Source organism: Sphingomonas sp. OTU376 (assembly GCF_038440415.1).
In the GTDB taxonomy this organism is placed as follows: domain Bacteria; phylum Pseudomonadota; class Alphaproteobacteria; order Sphingomonadales; family Sphingomonadaceae; genus Sphingomonas; species Sphingomonas kyeonggiensis_A.
Genome location: NZ_JASATQ010000090.1, coordinates 1 through 15,828, shown reverse-complemented (window position 1 = coordinate 15,828; position 15,828 = coordinate 1). Strand labels below are relative to the sequence as shown.

General features: G+C 66.8%; 11 protein-coding genes. 5 read left to right on the top strand and 6 right to left on the bottom strand.

Going from position 1 to position 15,828, the window contains the following annotated elements; genetic code table 11:
• Positions 1-109 precede the first annotated feature (109 nt).
• Positions 110-946: a 23S rRNA (adenine(2030)-N(6))-methyltransferase RlmJ gene (locus AAHM44_RS22850; RefSeq protein WP_342251432.1), complete on the bottom strand. Its 837-nt coding sequence runs from the start codon at positions 944-946 to the stop codon at positions 110-112.
• A gap of 116 nt (positions 947-1,062) precedes the next feature.
• Between AAHM44_RS22850 and AAHM44_RS22845 the strand changes: the two genes are divergently transcribed.
• Entirely contained in the window at positions 1,063-1,383 is a 321-nt protein-coding gene (locus AAHM44_RS22845; RefSeq protein ID WP_269572813.1) for a hypothetical protein, read from the top strand.
• 115 nt (positions 1,384-1,498) lie between these two features.
• On the opposite strand, the gene AAHM44_RS22840 is transcribed toward AAHM44_RS22845, so the two are convergent.
• Together AAHM44_RS22840 and hslV are read right to left on the bottom strand one after the other, a co-directional pair.
• The gene (locus tag AAHM44_RS22840) at positions 1,499-1,867 is read right to left on the bottom strand and encodes a hypothetical protein (RefSeq protein ID WP_342251431.1); all 369 of its coding nucleotides are present in this window, start codon (positions 1,865-1,867) and stop codon (positions 1,499-1,501) included.
• A 19-nt stretch (positions 1,868-1,886) separates the two neighbouring features.
• Complete coding sequence (hslV, locus tag AAHM44_RS22835; protein WP_269572811.1) at positions 1,887-2,438, bottom strand: ATP-dependent protease subunit HslV; 552 nt, start codon at positions 2,436-2,438, stop codon at positions 1,887-1,889.
• 260 nt (positions 2,439-2,698) lie between these two features.
• Here hslV and AAHM44_RS22830 point away from each other — a divergent pair, with 260 nt between their 5' ends.
• Positions 2,699-5,638 (top strand): TonB-dependent receptor, encoded by a 2,940-nt coding sequence (locus AAHM44_RS22830; protein ID WP_342251430.1) that lies wholly within the window; start codon positions 2,699-2,701, stop codon positions 5,636-5,638.
• Positions 5,639-5,715: 77 nt separating this feature from the next.
• On the top strand, positions 5,716-7,518 hold the full coding sequence (locus tag AAHM44_RS22825; protein WP_342251429.1) for a family 43 glycosylhydrolase: 1,803 nt from the start codon (positions 5,716-5,718) through the stop codon (positions 7,516-7,518).
• 104 nt (positions 7,519-7,622) lie between these two features.
• Here AAHM44_RS22825 and AAHM44_RS22820 read toward each other — a convergent pair whose 3' ends face one another.
• Both AAHM44_RS22820 and AAHM44_RS22815 read right to left on the bottom strand, forming a co-directional pair.
• A complete protein-coding gene (locus tag AAHM44_RS22820; protein ID WP_342251428.1) occupies positions 7,623-9,059 on the bottom strand; it encodes a glucoamylase family protein in 1,437 nt (478 codons plus the stop codon).
• Between the two features lie 171 nt (positions 9,060-9,230).
• Positions 9,231-10,247 carry a LacI family DNA-binding transcriptional regulator gene (locus AAHM44_RS22815; protein WP_269572807.1) on the bottom strand — a complete coding sequence of 339 codons (1,017 nt, stop codon included), beginning with the start codon at positions 10,245-10,247 and terminating at the stop codon, positions 9,231-9,233.
• Between the two features lie 206 nt (positions 10,248-10,453).
• On the opposite strand from AAHM44_RS22815, the gene AAHM44_RS22810 reads away from it, so the two are divergent.
• Entirely contained in the window at positions 10,454-12,739 is a 2,286-nt protein-coding gene (locus AAHM44_RS22810; RefSeq protein WP_342251427.1) for a glycoside hydrolase family 3 N-terminal domain-containing protein, read from the top strand.
• Between the two features lie 39 nt (positions 12,740-12,778).
• On the opposite strand, the gene AAHM44_RS22805 is transcribed toward AAHM44_RS22810, so the two are convergent.
• Entirely contained in the window at positions 12,779-14,128 is a 1,350-nt protein-coding gene (locus AAHM44_RS22805) for an MFS transporter (RefSeq protein WP_269572805.1), read from the bottom strand.
• 171 nt (positions 14,129-14,299) lie between these two features.
• Between AAHM44_RS22805 and AAHM44_RS22800 the strand changes: the two genes are divergently transcribed.
• The gene (locus AAHM44_RS22800) at positions 14,300-15,688 is read left to right on the top strand and encodes an exopolysaccharide biosynthesis polyprenyl glycosylphosphotransferase (protein ID WP_342251426.1); all 1,389 of its coding nucleotides are present in this window, start codon (positions 14,300-14,302) and stop codon (positions 15,686-15,688) included.
• The last annotated feature ends 140 nt before the right edge of the window (positions 15,689-15,828 follow it).

Sequence of the window (15,828 nt, the reverse complement as noted above, 5' to 3'; positions counted from 1 at the left end):
CCCCCCCCCCCCCCCCCCCCCCCCCCCCCCCCCCCCCCCCCCCCCCGGGGATCAGCATAGGCTCGGGGCGCCGCTTGAATGTCGATACAGCCTGGATCCGGGACCAGGCTCAGTTTCTATCGTCCAGCCAATCGGCGATGATCTCGCCCCTATGCCCTTCCGGTGCCAGCGCGGCGCGGAGGGCTTCCAGCAGCGGCGGCAGCGCCTGGGTGAAGGCATAGGGTGGATTGACGATGAAAAGGCCCGCGCCGTTATAGATGCCGGGCTGATCGGCGTCATACAGCCAATGCTCCACGACCAGGAATTTCGGGATGCCGAGCCTGCGCAGATCGCCCTTCCACCGCTGATGCGTCGCGCGGTCTTTCAGCGGATACCAGATCACCGTCACGCCATGTGCCCATTTGCGGTGCGCCGCGGCGAGGGTGGCGGTGATGCGGGCGCGTTCGTCCGTCTGCTCGTACGGCGGATCGACCACCACCACGCCGCGCGGCGTTCGGGTCGGCAGCATCGCCAGCCAAAGCTCATAGGCATCGCGCTCGTGCACGGCAGCGGGTGTGCCGCGCATCGCGCCGCGCAGGGCATTGGCATCCTCGGGATGCTTTTCATTGAGGATCAGCAAATCCTGCGGGCGCAGGAGCTGCGCCAGGAACTGCGGCGAGCCGGGGTAGAGCTGTGGCTCCGGCCCGACATTCACTGCCCGTACGGCGGCGCGATAGTCGTCGAGCAAGGGGTTCGCGTCGGCAAAGGCCCGCAGCACCCCTTGTGCGGCTTCGCCGGTGCGCTGGGCCTGCTCGCCGCCAAGGTCGTAGAGCCCGCAGCCGGCATGGGTGTCGATCAGGGTCAGCGCGCCCTGTTTTTGCTGCAGGGCCCGGACCAGGGCGATCAGCAGGCTATGCTTCACGACATCGGCGCTGTTGCCCGCATGGAAGGAATGGCGATAATTCATTGGAATCCAAAACCCTGCCGGTTTGCCTTTGCATGCGCCAAGTGCAGGCGTCGCCTGTACCCTGGACATGAACCCGCCCCGTGCTTCGCCACGGCTGGTATGCTAGTGCCGGCCATATGTCGAACTCCCGAGGCAATGCCGGCACCGTAAATGTCGATGGCGTATCCTATGATTGGCACCTTCAGCGCGAACCGCATCTGTCGGATGACGAAGGCTGGAAGGGAATGACGATTTCCATTCTCCAGCAGGATGCCAAGCGCGAAGCATTGGTGGAATTTCCGCCGCCCAAGCGGCTGTTGAAGGGGTTGCCACGCGGTCGTCTCCAGCTCGATGACGCCACGATCTCGCGGTGCGTGCGCGCCGCCCTGTCGGCCGGTTGGGAGCCGATGTCGCGCGGTAGGCCGATGGTGTTCATGGTCGATGCCGACGGCAACTGAGGCGTTCGCCGCGAATGCCGGGGCCCGGTTGCCATGTCGTTCGAGAGGTTCACGCGCCTGACCGGCTGCGTTGAGACTGGGCCCCGGCCTTCGCCGGGGAACTAAGGGCTGAATTTCAGCGCGCCTCAGCCAGCCACGCCTCGGCTTCTTCCACCGTCATGAAGATCCGCATCCGGGGATGGGTCTGGGTGCGTTCGGCCTGGAGCTTGTTGAGGTGGCTGCCGACCACCGAGGCGGCGCGGCCCGAGGTTAGGGTGAGCCCGGCCTCGGCGATGCTGGGCAGCAGGTCGGCGACGTCGTTGGCCTGGACCGGGAAGTCGCGCGAGTCGATCAGCACGTCATAGTCGTTGCGGATCGCCAGCACTTCCTGGGCCTGCGCGCCCGCCGCCGCCGCGAATTCGCGGACGGTGTCGATCGTCCAGAAATCGCGGATCTCGACCAGAATGCGGTTGCGGGCGGCGTCATAATCCATGCGGAACTTCATGCCGCCGCCGATGCGTTGGTTAATTGGCGCTGTCCAGCGTTTCCACCGTGAGGCGATCGTTGGTGTAGACGCAGAGCTCGCCGGCGATCTTCATCGCCTGACGGGCGATCTTCTCGGGATCGCTCTCGTAATCGACCAGCGCGCGCGCCGCGGCGAGGGCGAAATTGCCGCCCGAGCCGATCGCGGCGACGCCGCCCTCGGGCTCAAGCACGTCGCCATTGCCGGTGACGACCAGCGTCACTTCGGCGTCGGCGACGATCAGCATCGCCTCGAGGTTGCGGAGATACTTGTCGGTCCGCCAGTCCTTGGCGAGCTCGACCGCGGCGCGGAGCAGCTGGCCGTTATGGCGCTCCAGCTTGGCCTCGAGCCGCTCGAACAAAGTGAAGGCGTCGGCAGTGGCGCCGGCAAAGCCCGCGATCACCTTGCCATCGCCCAGCGGCCGCACCTTGCGGGCATTGGGCTTCATCACGGTGTTGCCGGCGGAGACCTGCCCGTCGCCTGCAATCACCACTTTGCCGGATTTGCGCACGGAAAGGATCGTCGTGCCGTGCCACGCGTTTGTTTCGCTCATGGCGCAGATATGGGGAACACCCCGCATGCGCCGCAAGAGGGACTCCCGATGACCGGTCGATCGCGCCAGCCAGGGACGAGTGTTGCATGCGGGACACATCGCACCGCAGCAAAATGCGCTCCCGACAACGCTGACGCAAACATGGGATTGACAGTTTCATGTAACCGGTTCCAGGGGGCGTTTCTGTCCGCGCATAAAAACAAGACCAATGCGGATCCGAGTTTGTAACCGATTACAGCCTTGGGCTGGGGAGGATTAGAGTGGCGATTTCCAATTCGAAGCGTCGTGTCCTGACACGTGGCATCTCGGCGACGGCAATGGCCGCCGCGACCCTGCTTGCGGGCGGCGCAGTGATGCTGCCGACCCTGGCATCCGCCCAGGTGAGCACCGCCAGCCTTAGCGGCCAGGTGACCGGCGCCGACGGCAGCGCCGCGGCGGGCGCCCAGGTGACCGCGCGCAGCATCGCGACCAACCAGACCTTCCGCGCGGTAAGCGACGCCAATGGCGGCTATGCGCTGAACGGCCTGCGCCCCGGCGAATATGAAGTGACCGCGACCGCCGGCACCGAGACGGTGAGCCAGAACATCGTCGTCGGCGTCGGCGAGGCGGCCAGCCTCGACCTGGCGGTGGGCGGCGCCGCGGCGACCGCACCGACCGAAGGCAGCCAGATCGTGGTGACCGGCACCCGCCTGCGCGAGACGCGCACCAGCGAAGTCGCCACCAACGTCAGCACCACCCAGATCGAGCGCCTGCCGCAGACCGATCGCAACTTCCTGGCCTTTGCCGCGCTCGCCCCGGGCGTGCGCTACAATGACAGCGAGACCGACAAGGGCATCACCTCGGGCGCGTCGACCGCGAGCCAGGTCAATGTGTTCATCGACGGCGTCAGCCTGAAGAACCAGCTGCGCGAGGGCGGCATCGCCGGCCAGCAGAACAGCCGCGGCAACCCGTTCGGCCAGCTCGCCGTGCAGGAATTCCGCGTCCTGACGCAGAACTACAAGGCCGAGTATGAGCAGGCCGGCGCCGCGATCGTGACCGCGATCACCAAGTCGGGCACCAACGAGTTCCACGGCGAGATCTTCGGCCAGTACACCGACAAGAGCCTCAGCGAGAAGTCGTACCTCGACAAGCGCAACAACCGCGCCGAGCCGGCGTTCGAGCGCAAGCAGTACGGCGCGGCGCTGGGCGGCCCGATCATCAAGGACAAGCTGTTCTTCTTCGGCGCCTATGAAGGCAACGACCAGGACCGCGCGTTCAACGTCGTCGCCGGCGGCACGCCCGCGCTGCGCGCCGCGGCCTCGGCTTCGCTCGGCCGTGACATCAGCACGCTCGAGGGCGCGTTCGTCAGCCCGTTCCGCAGCGACTTCTACTTCGGCAAGCTGACCCTGACCCCGGACGATCGCCAGACCTTCGACCTGTCGTTCAGCCGCCGCGACGAGTCCGACATCCAGGGCTTCGGCAACCAGACCTCCTATGAGGCGGCGGAGAACAAGAAGAACCGGGTCGACACCTACCAGTTCAAATGGGCGTATAACGGCAGCAACTTCGTCAACGAGTTCAATGCCAGCTACCTGAACTACACGTTCAACCCGACCTCGCTGCACCCCGAGCTGCCGCAATATGAATATGCCGGCGTGATCATCGCGGGCGGCAAGGACTCGACCCGCCGCGAAACGCAGAACAGCTACACCTTCCGCAACGACTTCACCTATTCGGGCATTGCGGGCCATGTGTTCAAGGCGGGCGTCCGCGTCCAGGTGACCGACATCACCTTCGACAACCAGGCCTATGTCCAGCCGCACTACACCTTCGTCAGCGATCCCGGGAACAACCTGAGCTTCGCCTTCCCGAGCGAGGCGCGCCTGGGCCTGGGCAATTCGCTGATCCAGGCGTCGAACACCCAGGTCGGCGTCTATGTGCAGGACGACTGGAACCTCACCCCGCGCCTGCAGCTCAACCTGGGCGTGCGCTGGGATTACGAGACCAACGGCTTCAACAACGAATATGTGACGCCGGCCAGTGCCGCCGCCGCGCTGCGTTCGCTGCCCAAGACCTATTATTTCGACCCCGAGAACTACATCACCGACGGGCATGACCGTAAGCCGTTCACCGGTGCCTTCGCGCCGCGCGTCGGCTTCTCGTACGACCTCAACGGCGATCGCTCGACGGTGATCTTCGGCGGCTGGGGCCGCTATTACGACCGCAACAACTTCAACAACACGGTCGACGAGCTGTCGCGCGTGCTCAACCCGATCGGCGTGTTCCGTTTCTCGACCGACGGCTCGCCGCGTTCGGGCCTGCCGACCGTGGCGTGGAACCCGTCCTACCTGACCCGCGAGGGCCTGATCGCGCTGCGCGCCAGCGCCGCGGGGGCGGGCCTGCCCGAGCTGTTCGCGGTGAAGAACGATGCCAAGCCGCCGGTCAACGACCAGTTCAGCTTCGGCGTGCGCCAGCGTATCGGCGTCTTCCAGGCCTCGATCACCGGCTCGTACCAGCGCGGCCGCAACGGCTACACCAACCTGTTCGCGACGCGTCAGAACAACGGCCTGGGCAATTGCTGCAACACCTCGACGGTGGTGCCGTACGGCTATGCCAACGTCCTGATCGGCTATGACGGCCTCGACACGCGCTACAAGGCGCTCTTCGTCACGCTCGACAAGAACTACACCAAGTCGTCGGGCTGGGGCCTCAACATCGCCTATACGCTGTCCAAGGCGGAGCAGAACGGCAACGACCTGTTCAGCCTCGATGGCATCACCCCGGACGCCTATGGCTGGCGTGCCCGTCCGGGCGACGAGCGTCACCGGGTGGTGATCTCGGGCATGGTCGACCTGCCGCTCGGCTTCTCGTTCTCGACGGTCACCCAGCTGGGCAGCGGCCAGGCCTATCAGGTCACCGACGCCACCCAGGGCTTCGACACCGGCAAGCTGCGCATCACCTCGGCCTATCCGGAGAAGAACTGCATCGAGGGGCTCTTCGCCTTCTGCGAAGTCAACCTGACGCTGGCGAACCGCTTCAAGATCAACGGCATCGGCCAGGTCGAGGCCGCGGTCGACATCCTGAATGCGTTCAACAACAAGAACTTCAAGGACTTCGACGGCTTCTTCAGCGCGACCGATCCGCTCGATCCGGGCCGCATCGGCAACAACACGATCACGCTGCCGCGGCGCATCCAGTTCCGCCTGGGCTACAAGTTCTAAGCCCGGCTTCGCGCTGACAATTTCGGGGGGAGGCGAGCCACGGGCTTTCCTCCCCCTTTTCTTTTCGGGGAAGTGACATGCGTATCCTGTTTCCGCTCGGGCTGGTCGTGGCCACCGCCGCGCACGCGCAGGAAGTGCGCCAGACCTACGCCAATCCGATCGACATCGATTACCGCTACAATTTCGAGCAGGTGAACCAGGGCGTCTCGTACCGCACCGGCGCCGACCCGGCGATCGTCACCCACAAGGGCAAATACTATCTCTTCCAGACGCTGGCGGACGGATACTGGTCGTCGAGCGACCTGGTCCACTGGACCTTCATCAAGCCGAGCCGCTGGCCCTTCAACTCGATCGTCGCGCCGGCGGTGTGGAGCGACGGCGAGCGCATCCTGATCCAGCCGTCGATGACGCGGGCGGAATCGATCCTGTCGACCACCGACCCCGACAGCGGCACGCTCGACTTCTTCGTGCGCCGGATGCCCGAGCTGGTCGATTCGGTGGGCGAGGGGCACGTCCCCGCGCCGGGCGAGGACAAGGTGCCGCCCGGCCCCTGGGACCCGGCGCTGTTCAAGGACGAGGACGGCAAATGGTACCTGTACTGGGGCTCGTCCAACGTCTTCCCGCTCTACGGGATCGAGATCGCGTTCGAGGACGGCAAGCTGATCTACAAGGGCAAGCCCAGGCCGATGCTGTCGCTGCATCCGGACCAGCATGGCTGGGAGCGGTTCGGCCAGGATCATTCGGGCACCCTGCCCAACGGGACGCCGATCCAGCCCTTCATGGAAGGCGCCTGGATGACCAAGGTGAACGGTCGTTACTTCCTCCAGTACGGCGCGCCGGGCACCGAATATAACGCCTATTCCAACGGCACCTATGTCTCCGACAAGCCGCTCGGGCCGTTCGAATATGCGCCGTGGAACCCGGTAGCCTACAAGCCCGGCGGCTTCGTGCAGGGCGCGGGGCACGGCTCGACCTTCGAGGACGTCAACGGCAACTGGTGGAACACCGGCACGCCGTGGATCGGATACAACTGGACCTTCGAGCGCCGCATCGGGATGTGGCCGGCCAGGTTCTGGGCGGACGGGCAGATGGCGGTCTCGACCCGCTTCGGCGACTTCCCGCACTATGCCCCGACCGGCAAGGTCGAGGACCCCGAGAGCCTGTTCACCGGCTGGATGCTGCTTTCGTACAAGAAGCGGGCAATGGCTTCGTCGACCATGGGCGAGTTCGCGGCGGGCCGTGCGACCGACGAGGATCCCCGCAGCTTCTGGGTGGCGGCCGAGAACAAGCCCGGCGAGACGCTGACGGTGGACCTGGGCGCGGCGAAGACGCTGCGCGCGGTGCAGGTCAACTTCGCCGACTACAAGGCCGCGCGGTTCGGCGATGCGCCGGACATCTATACCGAGTTCGAGCTGCAATCCTCGCTCGACGGCAAGAACTGGTCGCCGCTGGCGAAGACCGAGGCGCCGCGGCGCGACCGGCCCAACGCCTATTTCCAGCTGCCGGCACCGGTACGGGCGCGGTATGTGCGCTATGTGCACGGCCATGTCGGCGGCAGGAACCTGGCGATCGCCGACCTGCGCGTGTTCGGTTCGGCCGGCGGCAAGGCGCCCGCGGCGCCGGGCGGCGTGACGGCGAAGCGCGACAGCGATGCCCGCAATGCGCATGTGATGTGGAAGCCGGTGTCCGGCGCGGTCGGCTACAACGTGCTGTGGGGCGTGCGGCCGGACCGGCTGACGCTGACCTATCAGCGCTGGGCCGACCAGGGCGCGGCACTGGACATCCGCGCGCTCAATGTCGGGGTGGATTATTGGGTGGCCGTTGAGGCGTTCGACGAGAATGGGGTTTCGAAGCGGACCAAGGCGGTGCGGATCAAATAGCCGTTATCCCGGCGAAAGCCGGGATCTCGTGCGGCTCCTTTCCCGCGCCTTCGCCTGAGATCCCGGCTTTCGCCGGGATGACGGTATTGGGCGAGAGAGGGCTATTATGCGCCCAGCCAGCCTCCGGTGAATCCCGCCGCCTTCAGGCCCTTCCGGATCGGCGCGCAGCCTTGCATGCGCTTCCAGACGAAGTCGTTCCGGTAGTTCGCCGCCTGGAGCAGGATCGGGCCCTGGTCGATGCCGATATAGTCGGTGTCGTACCAGCCCTTCACCGGATCGACGCGGCCGTTCGACAGCTTCTTGTCGGTCCAGCGGAAGCTCGGGTTGAACGAATCGAAGAAGCCGTACTTGCCGTAGAGCAGGTCGCCATGTTCGCGGCGCATCGCCTCGGCGGCCGGGATCACGATCTCGGGCGCGAAGGGCAGCGAGCCGAGCGCCGCGGTGGGTGCCAGGGTGCCATCGTCGCGGCCGTCGGGCTGGCCGAGCGGGCCGCGTGCCGAATAGCCGAAGAAGTCGGTGGGCTTGCCCTTGAAGTCGAGCTTGAAGCCGCCGGGGCCGTCACAGGCGGTGAGGCCCCAGATATCCTTCGACCAGCCGTCCCAGCCCTGCGGATTGGCGATGCAATAGGCGCGGCTGGCATAGGTGGCGCGGCGGCTGTTCTCGAAATAGTCGAACCCGGCCTCGCGCATCACCTTGTCGCGGATGCCGCGGAAATCGATCCAGCACTCGCTATACTGGTGGCCGAACAGCGGCGCGAAGGCGATGTGGCGGGTAGGGCCTTCGCCGCGCCAGCTGCGCGGATAGGTTGCGGTCCACACGTCCCAGCTGTCGGCCGGGAGCGGATGCTCCGGCGCGCCCAGGCCGAGGATGTAGACGAACATGCCCTCGTTATAGCCGGTCCAGCTGCTCGGGATCAGGCCGCGCTCCGGATGCCAGCCCATCGACACGGGCTTGCGGCCGTCCGAGCGGAAGAAGTTCCAGTCGGCCCGGGCATAGAGCTTGTGGGCGAGATCGCGGATCTCGCGCTCCTTCGCATCGGCGCGGTCATAATATTGGCCGGCGAACAACACGCCCATCAGCAGCAGCGTGGTATCGACGCTGGACAGTTCGGTGCGGCCGAAGCGCGCGCCGCTGATCATGTCGATGAAGTGATAATAGAAGCCCTTGTAGCCGATATTGCCGGTCGGCTCGGGACCCTGGGGCGCTTCCCAGAAGAAGCGCAGCGTGGTGAGGGTGAGGTCGCGTGCCTCGGCCCGGGTGATCCAGCCGCGCTCGACGCCGACCGGGTAGGCGGTGAGCGCGAAGCCGACCGAAGCGATCGAGCAGAAACTGGGCGAGGGGTAGCGATCGGGCACCAGGCCGTTGTCGCGCCGCGCGGTTTCCCAGAACCAGCGGAAGGTGCGGTACTCGATGTCCTCGTAGAAGGCGGGCAGCGTGCGGACGCCCGCGCCCTTGCGCGACTGGGCCGCGGCGGCGCCGGGCACTGCCGTGGCCGCGAGCAGCGCCGAAGACTGCGAGAGGAGCGCGCGCCGGTCGATCATGTCCAAAGCCTCATACACGATAAGAGAGAGTAACGGTTCCACCCCGGGCCGGAGTTCCGGCCGGAAAAATTGGGGGCAGCGCATGAGGCGCCGCCCCCGAGGGGGGTGTATCCGCGGAAATTGGCGTTGGAACCGGTTACATTCCAGGCCGAAAAAGGGACGGAGCCGCGGTCACGCATGCGCGGCTCCGTTGGGGTGAGCGGTGCGCGGCGCCGTGGTGGCGCGCGTAACCAGCTCGGGGGGGAGGGTCTCGCTGGCACGGGTCAGGTCCTTGCCTTCGAGCAGGTCGATCAGCCGGGCGACGGCGCGGGCGCCCATCTCGGCGATGTTCACCCGGATCGTGCTGAGCGAGAGATACCGGGCGAGCGGCACGTCGTCGAAGCCGGCGACGGCGATCTGCTCGGGCACCTGGGTGCCGGCGGAACGCAGGGCGTGGAGGCAGCCGATCGCCATCATGTCGTTGGCGGCGAACACCGCGTCGGTGGGCGTGCTGCTCGCCAGGATCGCGCGCGCGGCGGCTTCGCCGGCTTCCTCGTTGAAGTCGCCGGGCAGGATGCGCGCGGGCAGGGCGTGGCGCGCGCAGGCGGCGAGATAGCCCTCGGCGCGCTGGGCGGCGTCGAGATTGCCCTCGGGCCCGGCGATATGGACGATGTGGCGATAGCCATTGGCGACGAGATGATCGACCATCGCCTCGGCGCCGGCGCGGTTGTCGAAGCGCAGCGCCGGGCGGCCGGGCAGGTCGGCATGGCTGTTGAGCATCACCGAGGGGAGCGCGGGCGGGATCGCATGCTCGAGCGTCTCGGGCGCGATGTGCGGTGCCATGACCAGCAGCCCGTCGACCCGGCCGCGCATCGCGCGCAATGCCACCGCCGCCTGGTCGCTGTCGTCATGCATGTTGGAGAGGAGCAGCAGATAGCCGCGCCGGCTGGCTTCCTTGTCCATGCCGCGCACGCATTCGGAGAAGAACTCGCCGTGCAGGTCGGGCAGGACGACGCCGATCGCATGGGCGCGGGCCAGGCTGAGGCTGCGCGCGCCGGCATGCGGGACATAGCCGAGCTCGTTCGCGGCCTTGATGACCTTTTCGCGGGTCTCGGCACGGACATTGTCCAGGCCGTTCAGGGCGCGCGACACCGACGCGACCGATACCTCGGCGCGGCGCGCGACATCCCGGATGGTGGCCTCGGCCATTTCAGTCCCTTCCTCCCTCGGCCCCCCAAAAGCTTGGGCGCATGTTTCCTGCGTTTCAGACCGCTTCGGCGATTGCAATGCAAGCCGTGTGCGAGTTATGTAACCGGTTACGGACGGTTGCGACAAGCAAAAAAGTTTCGCGACCGGATATGGTTGAGACAATGTCCGTTGGTGGTTGGCCAGGGGCGCACAGGAGAGGAAACACGATGTTCGACACCAGGATTTCGCGGCGCGCGGCTCTGATGGGCGCAGGCGCTGTCGCGGCCTGGGCCGCGAGCCCGGCGCGCGCGATGCTGCAGGCGGCCGGCCAGATGCCGGCGCCCGCCTTCATCGATTCGCTGATCGCCAAGATGACGGTGGAGGAAAAGGCCGGGCAGCTGACGCTGCTGCCGGCCGCCTGGTCCGGTACCGTCGCGACTGCGCTCAATCCGCCGACCAATGGTCCGAGCTTCGACGGGCAGCTCGCCGAGGTCGAGAAGGGGCGCCTGACCGGCGTGTTCAACGGCAATGGCGCCGAGATGGCGCGGCGGATGCAGACGGTGGCGATGACCAAGTCGCGCCTCAAGATCCCGCTGCTGTTCGCCGCCGACGTGATCCATGGCCACCGCACGATCTTCCCGGTGCCGGTGGGCGAGGCCGCGGCCTTCGATCCCGACCTGGCCGAGCGCACCGCGCGCATGGCGTCGTACGAAGGCGCCGCGGCCGGCATCGACTGGACCTTCGCGCCGATGGTCGACATCGCGCGCGACCAGCGCTGGGGCCGCACGATGGAAGGCGCGGGCGAGGATACCTTGCTTGGCGAACTGATCGCGGCGGCGCGCGTGCGCGGCTTCCAGGGCAAGGACCTGAAGGCGATCGATTCGATGCTGGCCTGCTTCAAGCACTTCGCCGCCTATGGTGCGGCCGAGGCGGGGCTCGACTATAACAGCGTCGACATGTCCGAGCGGACGCTGCGCGAAGTCTATCTGCCGCCGTTCAAGACGGCGATCGACGCCGGCGCGCTCACCGGCATGGCCTCGTTCAACGAGATCTCGGGCATTCCCTCGACCGGCAATGAATGGCTGATGCGCACGCTGCTGCTCGACGAGTGGAAGTTCGATGGCTTCGTCGTCTCGGATTACACCGGCGACATGGAGATGATCGACCATGGCTTCGCGGCGGACGCGCGCGAGGCGGCCAAGCTCGCCTTCCTGGCCGGCGTCGATATGAGCATGACCAGCGGCTATTACCGCGATCACCTGCCCGATCTGGTCGCCAAGGGCGAAGTGCCGATCGCGCGCGTCGACGAATCGGTGCGCAAGGTGCTGGTGATGAAGGCCCGGCTCGGCCTGTTCGAGGATCCGTTCCGGCGCATCGACGCCAAGCGCGAAAAGGCGCGCTCGCGCACCAAGCAGGCGATCGCGCTTTCCCGTGAGGCCGGCCGCAAGTCGATCGTGATGCTCAAGAATGACGGCGACCTGCTGCCGCTGCCCAAGAGCGGCAAGAAGATCGCGATCATCGGGCCGTTCGCGGAAGGCCAGCACGACATCAACGGGCCCTGGGTGGTTTACGGCGACAACAAGCTGGCGATCGACCTGGCGACGGGCGTGCGCGGCGCGGTGGCCGACAAGAATGCGGTGAGCGTGACGCTCGGCTCGAAGGTCGAGGAGCCGCTGGCCGGCGGGATCGAGGCGGCAGTGGCTGCGGCGAACGCGGCGGACGTGGTGATCCTGGCGATCGGCGAGAGCGAGAACATGTCGGGCGAAGCGCAGTCGCGCGCCGAGATCGTCATTCCCGCGCCGCAGATGGAACTCGCGGAAGCAGTGGCCAAGACCGGCAAGCCGATCGTGGTGGTGCTCAAGAACGGCCGCGCGCTGGCGCTCGAGGGCGCGGTGCTGAACGCGCCGTCGATCCTGGTCACCTGGTTCCTGGGCTCGGAAGGCGGCAACGCCACCGCCGACGTGCTGTTCGGCGATTACAGCCCGGCCGGCCGCCTGCCGTGCAGCTTCCCGCGCTCGCCGGGCCAGCAACCCTTCTACTACAACCACAAGCCGACTGGCCGCCCGAACCCGGAAGGCGCGCTGCAGCCCTATAAGGCGCATTATCGCGGCATCCCGAACTCGGCTTTGTTCCCGTTCGGCCACGGCCTGACCTATGGCAAGGTCGGCTATTCGGACCTCTCGGTGCCGGCGAACCTGGCCTGGGACGGCGAGATCAGCGTCTCGGCGAAGATCACCAACTCGGGCGCGCATGCGATCGAGGAAGTGGTCCAGCTCTATATCCGCGACCGGGTGGCGAGCGTGACCCGGCCGGTGCGCGAGCTCAAGGCGTTCCGCAAGCTGGCACTGGCGCCGGGGGCGAGCGAGACGGTCACCTTCAAGCTCAAGCGCGAGCAGCTGCTGTTCATCGGCCGCGACAACAAGCCGACCGTCGAGCCGGGGCTGTTCGACCTGTGGATCGCACCCTCGGCCCAGGCCGACGGGGTGCATGCCCAGTTCACGCTGGTGGCATAACGCATCAGAAAGGCCGGGGCTGACGCTCCGGCCTTCTTGCTAGGAGGCGCGGTCCTCCAGGTCCCTGACGATCTTCGCATGCTCGCCGCGGCCGAGCGGGTTGAGCCACATCAGCACCACCGACAGCGCCAGGAAGGCGAGCGGCACCAGCGCGATGGTGAAGCGCATCGTCGCCAGCGTCGCCTCGCTCTGGCGGACATTGGCGACGAAACCGGCGGAGTCGAAGCCGGCGGCAAGCAGCAGCGTGGCGACGCCGATCGCGATGCGCTGGAGCAGGGCGGCCATGCCGAACACCGCGCCCTCGACCCGCAGGCCCGTGGTCTTTTCGCCATATTCCACCGTGTTGGGCAGCATCGCCCAATAGGCGAAGTGGAGCCCGACGATCACCGCCTGCATCGCGACCAGGAATAGCTGCATCGGCCCGGCCTTGTCGATGTGGATGCCGCTGAACAGCAGCAGCCCGGCCATGCAGAAGGCGGCGGCGAGGAACCAGAGGCTGCGCGTGCCGAGCAGGCGCTGGAGCAGCATCCACAAGGGTACCGCCGCGGCGCCGACCACGCCCATCCAGGCCAGCGCGCTCTGCCCGGCCACGGCATCGCCGACGAAATACTTGAAATAATAGAGCACCGACTTGTTGAGGATCGTCACCGCGACGATCATCGCCATCATCGCAAGGTTGAGCGTGACGAAGGCGCGGTTGGCGGCAAGGCTGCGGAGGCTGGCGGCGATCGAGGGCGGCTGGGTGCGGGCGGGCACCACCTGCTCGCGGTAGCTGGCGCCGACCAGCATCAGGATGCAGGTGCCGAGGACGGCGAACAGGATCGCCGCGCCAAGATAGGCCTGGGCGGGCACCGTGCTCCCGGCGATCCACGCGCCGAAGGGCAGCGTGCCGCGGGCGACCAGCACCGCCGCCATCGTGCCGAACACCATGCGCATCCCGGCGAGGAAGGCACGGTCGCGGCTGTCGCTGCTCACCCGCGCGCTCATCGCCAGATAGGGCACGTTGACCGCGGCATAGGCGGTGCGGAACAGCAAATGCCCGAGGAAGACCGTCGCTATCCCCCACCATCCCCCGGCGAGCGGGGGCAGATAGGTGAGGACGAAGGCGAGGCCGAGGGGCACGCTGCCCAGCATCAGGAACCGGCCATAGCCGCGCCCGGGCTCGCGCCGGTCCGCCACCGCGCCGGCAAGGAAATTGGCGAGGCCGTCCCAGACCGAGGCGACGGTGTAGATCGCCGCGGCGGTCGCCACCGGCAGCCCCAGCGCCTCGGTATAGTAGAAGAGCAGGAAGAGCATGATGCTCTGCCAGTAGAGATTGAAGGCGAAGTCCCCGAAGGCGAAGAACAGCAGCCGGATGCGCGCCGGCGCGGCGCCGAGACGGGCGATCATGGGGACTTTCTAGCGCGGCTCGCCCCCCTGCGTCACCGCTTTATCTCACACCGGAACGGATCGTCTCGTATCCGGCACGTACCCGCGCTGGCCGCTTGTGTTCTCTAACCTCCAAGTCATGTTGCGTCGCAACAAGCTCGCGTATTTGAGCTCAGGGAGTATCGGTGGCCCATGTCCAAGATCGACTTGGCGATCCAGGGGGTTCCAACCAGAACGCCGCTTGCGAAAGTGGCGCGGCGCAACGCCAAGATCTGGCTCAGTTTATCGCTGATCGCGTCCGACGCGCTGGCACTTGCGCTGGGCTTCGCGGTGGCGCTGGTGATCGAGGAACCGCGCCATATCTCCGACGAATTGTGGACCGCGATGGCGGGGCTGCTGTTCGTCCATGCTGCGATTGCGTTCCAGAACCAGGCCTATAACCCGCGCTGCCTGACCAAGCCGAGCAAGAGCGTGCGCCAGGCTTTGCTCTCCTTCGCCACGACCCTGCTCGTCTTCCTGTTCGCCGCCTTTGCGCTTCGGGTGACCGGCAAGGTGCCGCGCTTCGCGCTGGGCATGGCGATGGTCACCGCACTGACGCTGCTGCTCGCCCAGCGGCTGCTGATCTGCCACATGGTTCGCAAGGCTTTCGGCCAGCTCAGCGTCGAGCTGGTGATCACCGACGGAGCGATGGCGCCGCGGCCCTATCGCAACCGGGAAGTGCTCGATGCGCGGCTCGCCGGGCTGCGCACCGATCTCGACGATCCGTACATGCTCGATCGCCTCGGCACCGTGCTGCAGGACTATGACCGGGTGGTCATCGCCTGCGCGCCCGAGCGCAAGGCCGAATGGGCGCGGGCGCTGAAGGGCGTCAACATCGTCGGCGAGATCGTGGTGCCCGAGATCGCCGAGCTGGGCCCGCTGACCACGCGGCAGCGCGACGGCGTGACGACGGTGGTGGTCTCCTGGGGCCCGCTCAACCGCGCCAACCGGGTGAAGAAGCGCGCGCTCGACCTGGCGATCACGGTGCCGGCGCTGCTGATGCTGCTGCCGGTGCTGGTGATGGTCGCGATCGCGATCAAGCTCGATTCGCCGGGGCCGGTGTTCTTCCGCCAGGAGCGGATGGGGCGTGGCAACCGCATCTTCCAGATCCTCAAGTTCCGCAGCATGCGCGTGGAGACTAGCGACGCGACCGGCGCGCGCTCAGCAAGCCGCGACGACGACCGGATCACCAAGGTCGGCCGGCTGATCCGGATGACCAGCATCGACGAGCTGCCCCAGCTGATCAACGTGCTGTTCGGCGAGATGAGCCTGGTCGGCCCGCGCCCGCATGCGCTGGGATCGACCGCCGGGGACGAGCTGTTCTGGCGCGTTGACCGGCAATATTGGCACCGCCATGCGCTCAAGCCGGGCATCACCGGGCTGGCGCAGATCCGCGGCTTCCGCGGCGCGACCAATACCAAGCGCGACATCATCGACCGGCTCGAGGCGGACCTGGAATATCAGCATGGCTGGTCGCTGCTGCGCGACATCTCGATCCTGGTGCGGACCGCGCAGGTGCTGATGCATCACAACGCGTATTGAGGCGGCCTGCGGCGAGGGGTGGTGCGACTCGCCAACATTCTCAAACTTCGCGGCATCTAGCCGTCATCCCGGCGAAAGCCGGGATCTCGTGCGGCTCTTTCCCCGCGCCTTCGCCTGAGATCCCGGCTTTCGCCGGAATG